This window comes from Pigmentiphaga soli, assembly GCF_039541095.1.
In the GTDB taxonomy this organism is placed as follows: Bacteria; Pseudomonadota; Gammaproteobacteria; order Burkholderiales; family Burkholderiaceae_B; genus Pigmentiphaga; species Pigmentiphaga soli.
Genome location: NZ_BAABFO010000001.1, coordinates 212,313 through 226,232, shown reverse-complemented (window position 1 = coordinate 226,232; position 13,920 = coordinate 212,313). Strand labels below are relative to the sequence as shown.

The 13,920-nt window shown below is 70.2% G+C and carries 12 protein-coding genes; 2 read left to right on the top strand and 10 right to left on the bottom strand.

Annotation, left to right across the window (positions count from 1 at the left end; translation table 11 throughout):
• Positions 1 to 41: 41 nt before the first annotated feature.
• Both ABD927_RS01190 and ABD927_RS01185 read right to left on the bottom strand, forming a co-directional pair.
• The gene (locus ABD927_RS01190; RefSeq protein WP_345245477.1) at positions 42 to 1,421 is read right to left on the bottom strand and encodes an MmgE/PrpD family protein; all 1,380 of its coding nucleotides are present in this window, start codon (positions 1,419 to 1,421) and stop codon (positions 42 to 44) included.
• The gene (locus tag ABD927_RS01185) at positions 1,418 to 3,043 is read right to left on the bottom strand and encodes a rhodanese-like domain-containing protein (protein WP_345245475.1); all 1,626 of its coding nucleotides are present in this window, start codon (positions 3,041 to 3,043) and stop codon (positions 1,418 to 1,420) included. The genes ABD927_RS01190 and ABD927_RS01185 overlap by 4 nt, the downstream gene beginning before the upstream one ends.
• A 282-nt stretch (positions 3,044 to 3,325) precedes the next feature.
• Between ABD927_RS01185 and ABD927_RS01180 the strand changes: the two genes are divergently transcribed.
• Positions 3,326 to 4,297, top strand: a complete 972-nt coding sequence (locus tag ABD927_RS01180; RefSeq protein ID WP_345245473.1) for a tripartite tricarboxylate transporter substrate binding protein — start codon at positions 3,326 to 3,328, stop codon at positions 4,295 to 4,297.
• Positions 4,298 to 4,318: 21 nt separating this feature from the next.
• On the opposite strand, the gene ABD927_RS01175 is transcribed toward ABD927_RS01180, so the two are convergent.
• From ABD927_RS01175 to ABD927_RS01165, 3 genes are all read right to left on the bottom strand, one after another.
• On the bottom strand, positions 4,319 to 5,119 hold the full coding sequence (locus tag ABD927_RS01175; protein WP_345245471.1) for an HpcH/HpaI aldolase family protein: 801 nt from the start codon (positions 5,117 to 5,119) through the stop codon (positions 4,319 to 4,321).
• 40 nt (positions 5,120 to 5,159) lie between these two features.
• On the bottom strand, positions 5,160 to 6,137 hold the full coding sequence (locus ABD927_RS01170; protein ID WP_345245469.1) for a Bug family tripartite tricarboxylate transporter substrate binding protein: 978 nt from the start codon (positions 6,135 to 6,137) through the stop codon (positions 5,160 to 5,162).
• Positions 6,138 to 6,215: 78 nt separating this feature from the next.
• On the bottom strand, positions 6,216 to 7,412 hold the full coding sequence (locus ABD927_RS01165; RefSeq protein ID WP_345245467.1) for a Rieske 2Fe-2S domain-containing protein: 1,197 nt from the start codon (positions 7,410 to 7,412) through the stop codon (positions 6,216 to 6,218).
• 188 nt (positions 7,413 to 7,600) lie between these two features.
• On the opposite strand from ABD927_RS01165, the gene ABD927_RS01160 reads away from it, so the two are divergent.
• Positions 7,601 to 8,599 (top strand): LysR family transcriptional regulator, encoded by a 999-nt coding sequence (locus tag ABD927_RS01160; protein ID WP_345245465.1) that lies wholly within the window; start codon positions 7,601 to 7,603, stop codon positions 8,597 to 8,599.
• Here the strand turns inward: ABD927_RS01160 and ABD927_RS01155 are convergent.
• The 5 genes from ABD927_RS01155 to ABD927_RS01135 form a co-directional block, all read right to left on the bottom strand.
• Positions 8,514 to 9,518, bottom strand: a complete 1,005-nt coding sequence (locus tag ABD927_RS01155) for a LysR substrate-binding domain-containing protein (RefSeq protein ID WP_345245463.1) — start codon at positions 9,516 to 9,518, stop codon at positions 8,514 to 8,516. The genes ABD927_RS01160 and ABD927_RS01155 overlap by 86 nt on opposite strands.
• A gap of 106 nt (positions 9,519 to 9,624) precedes the next feature.
• Positions 9,625 to 10,074, bottom strand: a complete 450-nt coding sequence (locus ABD927_RS01150; RefSeq protein ID WP_345245461.1) for an SRPBCC family protein — start codon at positions 10,072 to 10,074, stop codon at positions 9,625 to 9,627.
• The gene (locus tag ABD927_RS01145) at positions 10,071 to 10,580 is read right to left on the bottom strand and encodes a (2Fe-2S)-binding protein (protein WP_345245459.1); all 510 of its coding nucleotides are present in this window, start codon (positions 10,578 to 10,580) and stop codon (positions 10,071 to 10,073) included. Before ABD927_RS01145 ends, ABD927_RS01150 begins: the two co-directional genes overlap by 4 nt.
• Complete coding sequence (locus tag ABD927_RS01140; RefSeq protein WP_345245457.1) at positions 10,577 to 11,443, bottom strand: FAD binding domain-containing protein; 867 nt, start codon at positions 11,441 to 11,443, stop codon at positions 10,577 to 10,579. The genes ABD927_RS01145 and ABD927_RS01140 overlap by 4 nt, the downstream gene beginning before the upstream one ends.
• On the bottom strand, positions 11,440 to 13,839 hold the full coding sequence (locus tag ABD927_RS01135; protein ID WP_345245455.1) for a xanthine dehydrogenase family protein molybdopterin-binding subunit: 2,400 nt from the start codon (positions 13,837 to 13,839) through the stop codon (positions 11,440 to 11,442). Before ABD927_RS01135 ends, ABD927_RS01140 begins: the two co-directional genes overlap by 4 nt.
• Positions 13,840 to 13,920 lie beyond the last annotated feature (81 nt).

The following is a 13,920-nucleotide window of genomic DNA, read 5'->3' as shown; positions in this document are numbered from 1 at the left end:
GGGACGATGCGCGCGGTGTGGCTCGCGTCGCCCGCCGGCGGTCAGAGCACGTCCGCGAAAAAGCGGGACATGTCGTCGACCGCCTCGATGCCGCGCACGCGGTCGATCAGGATCTTGCGCGCGCCGGGCGCGAGCGGCGCCGGGCCGTAGCCGAAACAGGCGTCGGCCTTGCGCGCCAGTTCGTCCGGGGTCGGCGGCGCCTCGGCGCTCCACGGAAACGCGCTCGCGGTACGCGACAGCCGGCCGTGGCGGGTCTGCATGACGACCGTGGCCGGCGCCCGCGAACTGGTATTGGCTTCGTCGACCGTGACATCGATGCGCTGCGTGAACGCACGCACGGCCGGGTCGAGCACGGCGTCTTCCTGGATGTCGTCCAGGTCGACGTGTCCCCGCAGCAGCGCGCTGGCCAGCGCATAGCGCACGCTGAACTGGGCCGCCACCTGGGGATTGGACGAGGGATCGAAAGGAGCGCCGACCAGCCGGTGCATCAGCGGCGAATGGATGACCTCGACCGCGGTCACGTCGCCCGCCGTCAGGCCGTACTCGCGGATCAGCGAGAACGCGGCGTCGAGCGCGGCGTGGCTGCACGCGCAGATCGGGTACTTTTTGAAATTGGTCTGGGCCAGCGCGAAACGCTCGCCCAGGCCCTCGAATACCTTGCCGGGATCGCCTTCCTGGTACAGCTGGAACAGTCCGAATCTGCCCTCGAACGCTTCGCGCGGCGCGCTTACGCCGCGCCCGGCCAGCAAGGCCGAGAACGCGCCCGCGCGCGCGGCGAAGGCGGATTGCAGGCGCTTGGTGAGCGCCTGTTCGATATTGGCCTGCTGCGTGCCCGAAGCCTGGCTCAGCGCGATGCCGAAGGCATGCGCGGTGGCGGCGGCGTCGAGCCCGAGCAGGCGGGCGCAGGCCGCCGCAGCGCCGAAGACACCGTAGATGGATGTCGTGAACCAGCCTTTGTGGCGGCCGGTGAGCGCGCCGCCCAGCCGCGCGGCCAGGTCGGCGCCGGCCACGTAGGCGGCGAGAAAGGCCTTGCCGTCCACGCGCTGGCGCTCGGCGATGGCCAGCGCCGCCGGCAGCACGCAGACGTCGGCGTGCACGGTGTTGACGGCGTCGTAGTCGAGCGCCGCGCCGAACAGGCTGTTCAGGAAGGCGGCCGACGAGGCCGGCAGCCTGCCGCCGTAGCCCCATACCGTGCTTTCGGCCTTGCCGCCGTCGGCCGCCAGCAGGCCATGGGCTTCGGGCGCGCCGGGCGCGTCGCGGCCGGCCCAGGCCACGGCCAGCGTATCCAGCATCAGCGCCTTGGCCCGCTCGACGACCGCGGCCGGCAACGCGTCGTAGTCCAGCCCGGCGATATGGGCGGCGATCCGTTCGGAAACGGAGCGCGCGCCGGCCTGCGCGGCATTGGCGGCGGTGGTGTTCATGCTGTCTCCTTCGTCGTCGGGCCTTGCTGCGCGGCGGGGAAGCGGCGGAAGCGCGCGTCGTCGTCGCGGCCGATCTGGGTCAGCAGGTCGACTTCCCAGCTCAGGTAGTCCTTCATGGCCTGGTCGCGGTTGCCGGCGCGGTCGTGCACCTTGACCCAGACGTCGTCGGTGTCGTCGGTCAGCCGCGTTTCGCCTTGTTCGAGCGGCAGCCCGGCGGCGCGCCAGGCCTGCGTGCCTCCTTCCAGCGCATAGGCCGCGATGCCGGTCAGGGCCTCGATCTCCGGCACGGCCAGCCGGGCCAGCACGCCGTCGGCGGAGGTCGCGACGATCGGCCTGCCCGCCGGCAGCCGGCCCAGGTTGGCGGCCAGGTTGGCGCGGATGCCGTGCCAGGCGCCCGGAATGTGGCCGGCCTTGTAGCGCGGCTTGGCGTCGAGGTCGAGCACGCTGACCTCGTCGCCCCTGGCCTGCAGCGCCTGCGGCGGCAGCGTGCGGCAATGGATGGCGTCCAGGCCGAGCACGGCGGCCTGCTGCGGCCCCGCCACCCATTCGCCGTACCGCAGCGCGTCGCGCAGGACATACACCTCGTCCCAGCCCATCTGCAGCAGCCACGACGCCGTCATCGTGGCCCGCACGCCGTGGTCGTCGATCAAGACCAGGCGCGCGTTGCGCACCGCCGCGTAGGCATCGGTGGACTGCACCAGTTGCCCGCCCGGCGCGCTGACGCTGCCGCGCAGATGGCTTTGCGCGTATTCCTCGGGGCTGCGCACGTCGAGCAGGTAAAGGGTGCGCGCATCGGCTTCACGGCGGAAGGCGTCGAGCCCGGCCGCGTCGAGATACCGCACGCCGAAGCGCCGCGCGACGCGCGCCGCCGCTTGCAGCGCCTTGGCCAGGCCGTCCGCGGTGGGCGGCGGCGCGGTACGCTCCTTGCCGTGGTCGACCGGGAAGCCGGCCAGGTGCCATCCCATCGTGCCGTTCTTGAGCGCGACCACGGGGTTGGGAATGCCGGCGTTGCGCAGCGATTGCGCGCCGATGATGCTGCGCGTGCGGCCGCCGCAATTGACCACCACCAGCGTGTCGCCGGACCGCACCAGGTCGTGCACCCGATAGGCCAGCTCGGCGCCCGGACAATCGATCGCGCCGGGGATGCTGACGCTGCGGTATTCGTCCAGCGGGCGGCTGTCGAGGATGACCAGGTCGTCGCCCCGATCCACCATGGCCTTGACCTCGGCCGGGTCCACGCGTGGCGTCTGGTCATGGTGCTCGACATACTCGCCGAATGCCTTGCTCGGCACGTTGACGCCGGTATAGATCTCGTAGCCCGCGTCGATCCACGCCTGCAGGCCGCGCTGCAGCACCGCGACGTCGGTGTAGCCGTGCCGGACCAGCACGGTGGCGGCGCGTTCGGCCAGGCCCTCGCCGGCGTCCATCAGCACCACGCGCGCCGACCGCCGCGGCACCAGCAGCGGCGCCCGGATCTCCAGCTGCGACAGCGGCGCCGGCGCCGCCAGCAACAGGTGCCCTTTCGCGAACACGCCCTCTTCGCGCACGTCGAGCAGCGCGATCTCGCCGCCGTCATGGAGCATGCGCTTCAAACCCGCCGCGTCGACGACGCCGTGCCTCATGGAACGCTCCTCCTGGTGGACGGGGGTTTTCCCTCAGCGCAGGCCCTCCGGCCGGCGGCCTGGAGCACCTCCGAGGCTGCGTACTTTACGGTTCGACTCGAACGGCTGTCAAATATTTTTGGAAATACGTTCTAATATTCGAAACGTATAAGGGACCTTCCCATCGGCCGTCCGGTGCGGTCCGCCATACGCATTGCGCCGTCGCCGGCCACGGAGTAGCCTACCGTGGCTGCGTATCAGAATTCGATACGAAGTATCAAAAAATACAGGACGGAGACAACCATGATGAGAGCGATCGCAGTCGTGCTGGCCGTGCTGGGATGGGCCGCCGCGGCCCACACCGCCTGTGCGGCGGGCTATCCCGAACGGCCCATCCGGATGCTGGTCGGCTTCGCGCCGGGCGGCGGCGTCGACGTCACTGCCCGCCTGCTGGCCACCCGGCTTTCGGAACAGCTGGGCCAGTCTGTCGTGGTCGAGAACCGTCCCGGCTCCGGCGGCATGATCGCGACGGCGGCGGTCGCGCACGCGCAGGCCGACGGCTACACCGTGCTGATGGCCTCCGCCGCCGACGCCGCGCAGCATTTGCTCCATAGCGATCTTTCCTACGACCTGCTGAAGGATTTCGCGCCGGTGTCGCTGGTGGTGACCGTGCCGTTCGCGCTGGTCACCAGGCCGTCGCTGCCCGTGGCCAACGTGGCCGACCTGGTGCGGCTGGCCCGCGCCCACCCGGGCGAGCTGCGCTACGCTTCGTCCGGCATCGCCAGCGCCGCGCATCTGTCGAACGAGCTGTTCAACTCGATGGCCAAGGTGCAGATCATGCACATTCCGTACAAGGGCGTGTCGGAAGGGGTGACCGCGGTCGCGGCCGGCCAGATCGACATGGTGTTCGCCAGTTTTCCCTCGGTCATGGCGCTGGCCGACGCCGGCAAGGTGAAGCTGCTGGCCGTCAGCACGCCTTATCGCAGCGCCGTGATGCCGGCGCTGCCCACCGTGGCCGAGTCGGGGCTGCCGGGGTACGAACGCTATGGCTGGTATGGGGTGCTGGCGCCAAAAGGCGTCCCGCCCGCGATCGTCGACCGCCTGAACGCGGCGATCGTGGCGGTGGTCGGCAAGCCCGAAATGCGCGAGGCGATGGTCAAGCAGGGGCTGGAGCCGAAAACCACCACGCGGGAAGCATTCGGGCGCTTCCTGGCCGACGAGGTGGCACAGTCGGCCGAGCTGGCGCGGGCCTCGGGGCTTGCGGCCAGCCGCTGAGACGCGCGGCCGGCACCGCCCTCAATAGGCTGTATTGCGCGATGCGGCGGGCGGTGCGGCGCATGCCCGCCGCCAGCCATCCTGCGCGGCCCTGGCCTGTCCCAGCAGCAGCCCGAGGTCGGATCCGAGCACGACGAAGTCCGCGCCCTCGCGCGCCAGTTCGATCGCGGCTTCCACGTTGGCGGCCAACGTGCCTGCCGGCGTGCCGATGCGGCGGCAGCGCGCGAGGGCGTCGGCCACGGCGGCCCGGACCTCGGCATGCGAAGCATCGCCATGGTGTCCCATGCTGCCGGCCAGGTCGGTAGGACCGACGAACACCGCGTCCACGCCGGGCACCGCGGCGATATCTTCCAGGCACGCCATCGCCGCCGGGGTCTCGATCTGGACGATGAGGCCGATATTCTCGTTGGCGCGGCGGAAATGGTCCGGCACGCTGCCGAAGCGCGACGCCCGGCTCAACCCGGCCATGCCGCGGATGCCCTCGGGCGGATAGCGCGTGGCCGCCACCGCGCGGCGGGCTTCGGCGGCATCCTGCACGAAGGGCAGCAGCAGCGTGGCGGCGCCGGCATCCAGCAGGCGCTTGATCGCGACCGGCTCGTTCCAGGGTGCGCGCACGACGGGCTGCATCGGCGTATTGCCGATCGCCTGCAGCATGTGCGTGACATCGGCCACGTCCACCGGCGAATGCTCGGCATCGACGATCGCCCACTCGAAGCCGTTGCAGCCGATGGCCTCGGCCACGATCGGGCTGCCCGACATCAGGAAGGTGCCCAGCGGGGGCGGCGCGCGCCGTTCGCGCAGGCGCTCGATGAATCGGTTCATGGCAGTTTCCGTTGCAGGCGGCCGGCCGCGGCGACGGCGCTCATTCGGGGTGGATTCCGGCGCGCGCGGCCACCGACGACCAGCGCTCCAGATCCTGCCGGATGGAGGCGGCGTATTCCTGGGCGGTGCTGCCCACCGGCTCGACGCCGATCTGCAGGAAGCGCTGCCGCACCTCGGGCTTGCGGACCATCCTGACCAGCACGTCCTGCAGCCTGGCGACGATCTCCGGCGGCATGCCGGCCGGGCCGATCAGGCCCACCAGCGTCGCCACCTCGGTGTCGGGCAGTCCCGCCTCGGCCACGGTGGGCACGTCGGGAAAGGTTTCGCTGCGCGTGGCGTTGGTATAGGCCAGCGCGCGCACCTTGCCGGCCTTGATGAGCGGCGTCAGCGGCGGCAGGTCGGCGATGGCCATCGTGACCTGGCCGCCCACCAGCGCGGTGGTGGATTCGCCGCTGCTCTTGTAGGGAATGGCCAGGAACCGGGTGCCGGTCTTCTGCTTGAACAGCTCGGTGGCCAGCTGGAACAGCGAGGCGCTCGACGCGTAGCTGACCTTGTCGGGATTGGCCTTGGCGTAGGCGACCAGGTCGGCCACCGAACGCACCGGCATCTCGGCGTTCACGGCGATCAGCAAGGGCAGCCGGCCGACGATGGAGATGGGCGTGAAGTCTTTTTCGGGCGAGTACGGCAGGGACTTCATCAGCACCGGGTTCATGACCAGCGGGCCCGAGGGCGCCATCATCAGCGTATAGCCGTCGGCCGGCGCCCGCGCCACGTGCTCCATCGCCGCGATGCCCTGCGCGCTGGGCCGGTTCTCCACGACCACCGGCTGGCCCAGCGCGTCGGAAATCTCCTTGCCCGTCATCCGCGCCAGCACGTCGGTGCCGCCGCCGACCGCGTAGGGAACGAGGAGCCGGATGGGCTTGGACGGATAGGCCTGGGGCGGCTCGCCGGCGGCCGCCGGCAACAGGTGCAATGCCAGCGCCACAGCCAGCGCGGCGCGCATCCAACAGGACTTCATGGTTGTCTCCTTCGGTGGGGCATGGATCGTTATGGTTATGTCGCCGCCGCGCGATCGTGCGCGGACCGCGCGGCGCGTCTATGGGGTGCAGGCCTCCTTCGGCCGCCCCGGCTGCGTGGGCAGCGCCAGCGGCTCGGCCCGCTTGCGCCACGCCTTGGTGGGCCGGCCGTTGCGCAGCGCGTCGAGCTCGCGCCAGAACACGCGCCGCAGCGTGACCACGCCCAGGTCGGAGCGGCCCAGCATCTCCTGGCTGCGGTCGGCAATGGTGCCCTGCCCCTTTTGGGCGATGTAGTCCTGGGCGGAAATCAGCCCCGCCAGGAAGTCTTCCTCGGGCGGCCCCTTGCGCTGGAAGAAAAGCTCGTCGTGGTGCTCGTCGGCGTTGTAGCCGCCGAACCGGCGGAAATAGGCGCGGAACCGTTCGTTGGCCTCGTCGCTGCCGGGCGCCATCGCGTAGATCGTGAAGCGCGTGCTGTGCTCGTCGTCCTGCGGCACCATCCAGATGCCGAAGTCGATCCAGGGATCGCCCTGCTGCAGGCCGGGCACCAGCACGTGGTTGTTGTTGGGGAAGGTCCAGTCGCTCTTGCGCACGTTGTCCTGCGAGCGGACGGCGGTCTGTTCGATGCCGGCTTCGTTCTCCGTATAGGAAAGGTCGGGCATCATCGTGGTGACGGCGTCGCCGAAGGGCCCCACGCGCAGGGCCTGGTGCACGAAGCTCACGTGCACGGCATCGAGCGAATTCTCGATCTGCTGGAACCAGTTGATGTTCCAGGTCTCCTTGGTGACGGCCAGCAGCACGCCCGGCACCTCGAACACGTCCTTGCGCGGCAGTTCGAACGGCGGCGGCTCGCCCTGGCCAAGATAGGCGAAGACCATGCCGCAGTACTCCTGCACGGCGTAGCCCGGTATCCGACAGCCGGCAGGCACGCTGGCCTCTTTTTCCGCCGGCCGCTGCACGCACCGGCCGCTGCCGTCGAACTGCCAGCCGTGATATATGCAACGGATGCGCTCGCCCTGGACCCAGCCGGTGTGCAGCAGGGTCTGGCGATGCCGGCAGCGGCCGCCCACCAGGTACGGCGTTCCGCTGGCGCCGCGGTACAGCGTCAATTCTTCGCCCAGCGCCTTGACCGGCATGGCTTGCCCGGGCGCGACGTCGGCCGACAGCGCGACCGGATGCCAGAACAGGCGCAGCAGCCGGCCCATCTCGGTATCGGGTCCGGTCTGCGTCAGCAGCCTGAGTTGTTCCATGCGGCCTGGCGCCGCCGCGGGGTGGTTCATGGTGCCTCCATCGTGGATGCGTGCGCGTTCGGCCGGCGCACTGGATAGCGCCATGTTGAGCGCGGACATTGATCCAGTCCAATTGAATTTTCGGCTCAGTTGATACACGATGGGAATCAACCAGTCCGCCGGCCCGCCAGAGCAACGCGCAGGAGCCGGCGCCGATGCACGCCACCGGACGTCCCGCCATGGAAATACGCCAACTCAGGTACTTCGTCGTGCTGGCCGAGGAACTGCATTTCCGCCGCGCCGCCCGGCGGCTGTCGATTTCGCAGCCCCCGCTGAGCAGCGCCATCAAGCAGATGGAGGCAGAGCTCGAAACCCCGCTGTTCGAGCGCAATACCAAGATGGTGGCGCTGACCGCGGCCGGCCGCGCCCTCTATCCGGAGGCCGTCCGCACGCTGGCGCAGTTCGGACTGGCCTGTGCTATCACGCGGCGTACCGGCTCCGGCGGGCTGGGGCAGCTAAGGCTGGGCTATACGGGCGGCATGCTGCTGCGCGGCGTGCCGCAGATGGTGCGCGCCTTCGAGGCCGGCCAGCCGGGCGTGGAAGTCTCGCTGCGCGAAATGGCGTCGGCCGAGCAGGCCTATGCCATCGCCCACCGGCAATTGTCGGGAGGCTTCCTGCATGCGGCGGTGCTTCCGCCGGACCTGGAGGCCGTCACGGTCCAGCGCGAACCGTTCGTATGCTGCCTGCCGGCGTCGCATCCTCTTGCCGGACAGCGGCGCATCAGCCTGAAGAAGCTGGAATCGGAATCGTGGATCCTGTTCGGGCGCGAAATCTCGCCCAGCTATTTCGACGCGGTGATCGCGCTGGCCACGGCGGCCGGCTTTTCTCCCCACATCAAGCATGAAGTCACCCACTGGCTGAGCGCGGTGATCCTGGCCAGCATGGGCGCCGGGGTGGCGCTCGTGCCGCGATCGTTCGCGACGTCCGGCATCGGCAACGTGCGCTATCTGGCCATCAGCGAAACCGCCGGCCAGTCGCTGGCGCACTTCGCGTGGCGCAAGGACGACGACGATCCGGCCCTGCTGCGCTTCATACGCCACGCCCGCAGCTGGACGCCGCCGCCAGAGCCCGCAGGCGACCCGCCGGCGCCGCTCAGGACTCGACCAGCTGCGACACGTCGAAGCGACAGTCCGCCGGCGCCTCGGTCTCGTCGCCGCTCCACTGCTCGTTCAGAATGACCTCGGCGCCATTGAGATCGATCTCTTTCAGCGTGGCCATCAGCACGCTGAGGATGCGCTGGGTATTGACCGAGAACGACCGCAGATGGCGAGTGATCAGACAGATCTCGCGCGACAGCCGGGGCGCCGACAGTTCGCGGAACCTGAATTCGGCCAGCGGCGCGGCGCGGGCCGCCAGCGCGGGCAGCACCGAAACCTTGCCGCCCAGCCCCAGCATGGCATATAGCGCCGTGGTGCTGGAGGCATGGTCGTGCAGTTCGAGGCCGTCGCGCAGGCCCAGCTCGGGATAGGAATCGAGCAGCGCGCCGATGCCGGTGTCCTTGGTCAGCACGATGCATTCGTAGGACTTCAGTTCCGACCACGCCACCGGCCCGGCGGTACGCGCCAGCGGATGGTCGCGCGGAAAGACGACGCCGAACGGATCGGTCAGCATCGGCACGTAGTCGAGCTCGCTGTAGTTGTTCAGGCGGCTGGAAATGCCGAAATCGACCTCGCCGTCGAGCACCGAGCGTTCGATCTTGTCGGAGCCGCCGTCGCGCACCGAGATGGTGATCTGCGGATAGGCGCGGCGGAAGCGCGCCAGCGCCGGCGCCAGCACGTGCACGATCATCGACGGCGCCGCCGCGATGCGCACATGCCCGCGCTGGCTTTGCGCCACGGCGCGCAGGTCGCCGATGGCGTTGTCGAAATCGCGCAGGATGCGTTCGGCCACCACCTTGAACCGTTCGGCGTCGTCGGTCAGCATGACCCGCCGCGTGGTGCGGTCGAACAGCTTCATGCCGATCGCCTCCTCGAACTGCTGGATGGTGGCGGTCAGCGACGATTGGGTATGGAACAGCCGGGCGGCGGCCAGCGTGAACGAGCCGGTTTCGGCGATCGCCAGGAAACACCGCAGATGCCGCAGGGAAATCTTTCTCATCAGCGCCAGTCCTCTCAAGACAGGCCTGTTGCAAGCATAAGCCGCACCAGCCCGCGTCCCGGCCGCGGCATCCGGCCGGGAACGCCAGCGCTACCGCGCTTGCGGGTCAGGCGGCTCCTGCCGCGACAGTCTCCTCGAACCGGTCGAAGAATTCGCCGGCCAGTTTTTTTGCCACACTATCGATCAGCCGCGCACCAACCTGGGCCAGCTTGCCCGCGATCTGGGTGTCGGCTTCGTACGCCAGGCGCGTGCCGGCTTCGGCCTCGGCCAGGCTGACGTCGACGCTGCCCTTGGCGAACCCCACCGCGCCGCCCGAACCTTCGAATACCAGGCGGCAGCGGACGGGCGCTTCGGCGTCATGAATCTGCAATTTACCCGCAAAGCGGGCGCGCAGGGGGCCGATCGCCATCGCCACCACGGCCTTGTAGAGCGCGTCGCCTTCTTTTTCCACCGATTCGCAGCCCGGTATGCAGCGCTTCAGGGTCTCGGGATCGAACAGCTTGTCCCACACGCGCTGGACCGGCACGGCCAGCACCCGCTCTCCGGTAATTTTCATGAAGACGCGTCCATCGTCGAAAAGGTGATCGTAGCTTCGCCGGCCGCCAGCCGGTCGCGCGCCAGCTCGGCGGCGTGCACGATGCCGCCGTAGCCGGTGCAGCGGCAGATGTTGCCGGCCAGCTGGCTGCGGATGGCGTCGGGCGATTCGCAACAGCCGCGGCGCAGGGCGTCGCGCACCATGATGACCATGCCCGGCGTGCAGTAGCCGCACTGCAGGCCATGGGCTTCCGAGAAGGCTTCGCGGATGACCTCGGCGGCGGGGTCGTCGTCCAGGCCTTCGATGGTGGTGATTTCGCAGCCTTCGGCGGCGGCGGCCAGCGTGATGCAGGCGCGCACCGGCTCGCCGTCGACCAGCACGGTGCAGGCGCCGCACACGCCGTGCTCGCAGCCCAGATGGGTGCCGGTCAGGTCGAGCCGGTCGCGCAGGAGATCGGCCAGGGTGAGGCGGTCCTCGGCCTCGATCGTGGCCGGGCGGCCGTTCACGGTCAGGGAAATGGTGGTCATGGCTGACAGGCCTCCTCGGCGGCGCGCCGGACCAGCGTCCGGTGCAGGTGCTGGTCGTAGGGATCGGGCTCGGGCCCGAGGATGGCGGCGAGGTCGCGCTCGATCGCGTCGGTCAGGGCGGCACCGATGGTCCCTGCCCCGGCGGTGGCGGTGGCGCCGCCGGCGGCAGCGGCCAGGGCGGCCGACGTATGCTGCAGCCGCTGCGGCCGGTCGGACGCCGCGCCGAGCACGGCGTTGGCCATGCCGCGCGCCGGATCGAGCACCACCGCGGCGATGGAATGGGCGAACTCGCCCGACTTGCGGCAGAACTTGCGGTAGCTCCAGCGCGCCTGCGCCGACAGCACCGGCAGCACCACGCCCAGCAGGATCTCGCCCGGCTGCAGGCTGGTTTCCATCAGCCCGAGCTGGAATTCGGCCAGCGGCGCCCGGCGCTCGCCCCCGGCGCCGCGGATCACCGCCACCGCATCGAGCGCGCGCAGCGCGGTGGGCCAGTCGGCGGCCGGATCCGCATGCGCCAGGCTGCCGCCGACGGTGCCGCGATTGCGCACCGAACGGTAGGCGATGCCGCCGGCCACGTGGCGCAGGTAGCCGCGCGCCGGATCTTCGACCCGGCCGTCCTCGATCATCGCGTGGGTCACGCCCGCGCCAATGAACAGGCCGTCGCCGTCAGGGCAGCAGCGGCGCAGCTCGGGCAGGCGCGAGATGTCGATCATGGCGTCGACCATCGCCAGGCGCAGGTTCATCATCGGCATCAGCGACTGGCCGCCGGCCATGAACTTGGGCGCCTCGAACGCGCCGCCGGCCAGTTCAGCGGCCTGCGCCAGGCTCTGCGCCCGGCGGTAGGCGAAGGCAGTGGATTTCATGGCAGCACCTCGTCGGCGGCCGGCGCCGGCACCGGCGCCGCTTCCCCGGCCCGCTGCTGCGCGGCCGCCACGGCGGCGCGGACGCGGCGCGGCGTCATCGGGGTTTCGTTGAGTTCGGCGCCCAGCTTCAGCAGCGCGTCGCGCACCGCGTTGGCGATGGCGGCCGGCGGCGGGATGGCCCCGCCCTCGCCCATGCCTTTCATGCCGTACTCGGTGTGCGGCGTGGGCGTGTGCATGTGGCCGAGCTTGATCGCGGGGATCTCGGGCGCGCCCGGCAGCAGGTAGTCGGCCAGCGTGGTGGCCAGCGGCTGGCCGTTCTCGTCGAACGGGATCTCTTCGTACAGCGCGGTGCCGATGCCCTGCGCGATGCCGCCGATGACCTGGCCGTCGACGATCATCGGGTTGATCATGGTGCCGCAATCCTCCACGCAGGCGTAGTCGAGCACGTCGACCTTGCCGGTGTCGGGATCGACGGCCACCACCGCCGCGTGCGTGGCGTAGGTGAACACGCCGGTGTCGACCGCGGGCTCGTAGGTGGTGGTGAAATCCAGCAGCGGCTCCACGCCCGGCGGCAGGGCCTCCTGCCGCAGGTGGGCGATGCGGCCGATCTCGTCGAAGCCCATCGAGCCCGAGGGGCCGTGCACGCGGCCGTCGCGGAACTCGAGGCTGGCGGGATCGGCGCGCATGGCGTGCGCCGCGATCAGCCGCATCTTGTCGCGCAGCCCGCGGCAGGCGCGCGCCACGGCGCCGCCCGACATGACCATGCTGCGCGAGGCGAAGGTACCCATGCCGAACGGCGACACCTGGGTATCGCCGTGGCGCACCGCCACGCGGGCCGGGTCGATGCCGAGCTCCTGGTGCGCGATCTGCGACAGCGTGGTCTCCAGCCCCTGGCCGTGCGAGACGATGCCCACCATCAGGATCAGCGAACCGTCGGCCAGCATGCGCGCGGTGGCCGACTCGTAGCCCGGGATCACCGGCGTGCCGCGCGACACCCATTCGCCGCAGCCGTGCGCCGTCTGCTCGGTGAAGGCGCCGAAGCCGACGCCGATCAGGCGGCCGTCGGGCTCGGCGCGGCGCTGCCGGCGGCGCACCTCGTCGAAGCCCACCAGTTCGGCGGCGCGGCGCACCGATTCGGCGTAGTTGCCGCAGTCGAACACCAGGCCTGTGATGCTGCGGTGGGGCATGGCCGATTCGGGCACCATGTTTTCCATCCGCACCTGATACGGTTCGCGGCCCACCGCGTGCGCCACTTCGTCGATGGTGCGTTCGATGGTGAAACAGGCGGCCGGACGGGCCACGCCGCGATAGGCGCCGATGGGCGACTTGTTGGTGGCCACGGTATAGCTGTGGCAGCGGTAGGCGCCGATCAGGTACGGCCCCGGGATGTTCTTGACCGCCATCCCGGTTTCCATGAAGGGGCTGTTGGGCCAGTGCGAGTACGCGCCGCCGTCCACGTATACCTGAACGTCCAGCCCCAGTATGCGGCCGCGGGCGTCGGCATAGGCGGTCACCTTGTGGCAGTGCTCGCGGCAGTGGATCGCGCTCAGCAAATGTTCGCGCTTGTCGTCCAGCCAGCGCACCGGGCGCTTGAGCTTGAGCGCCAGCGCCGCCACCATCAGCTCCTCGGGGTACAGCACGCGCTTGGCGCCGAAGCCGCCGCCCATGTCGGGCGTGATCAGGCGCAGCTTGCGCTCGTCGATGCCCAGCACGTGGGCCATGCCGACCCGCGTCTGGTGCGGCGACTGGCTGCCGGTATAGACGCACAGCTCTTCCAGCCGTTCGTCCCACACCGCCAGGATGGCGCGGCCTTCCAGCGGCACCGCCGACTGGCGGTTCATCCGGTATTCTCGGGTCACGGTCACGGCCGCGGCGCGGCGCGCGGCGTCGAGGTCGCCGAACTCGGCGCGCCGCTCGACGTAGAGGTTGTCGCCCCATTCGTCGCGGATCAGCGGCGCACCGGGCAGCGTGGCCGCCACCGTGTCGACCACCGCCGGCAGTTCCTCGATGTCGGCGTACACCGCGTCGGCGATGTCTTCGGCGATCGCGCGCGTGGCGCCCACCGCCATCGCCACCGGCTCGCCGGCGAAGCGGACGCGGTCGGTGGCCAGCGCCGGATGTTCCGAATACTTGAAACCGTCGATCTTGGGCACCGCCACGATCGGCTTGAGGTCGGGGAAATCCCGGGCGGTATAGACCTGGCCGCGGTATTCGTCGGGCACGACGATGTCGCGCACGATGCCGTGCGCGACCGAAGCCCGCACGAACGCCACGTCCAGCATGCCTGGCATGCGGATGTCGGACACGAACTGCCCGCGTCCGCGCAAATGCCGGCGGTCTTCCTTGCGGCGCACGCTGGCGCCGACGCCCTTGCCTGTGCTTGTCTCTGCTGTCATAGGTGTGTGTCTCTCCGCTTGGTGGTTGGGCCGGGCCCGGTGCCGGCGGGCGGCGGCGTGCGCGGCCGGCCGGCGCGGGAT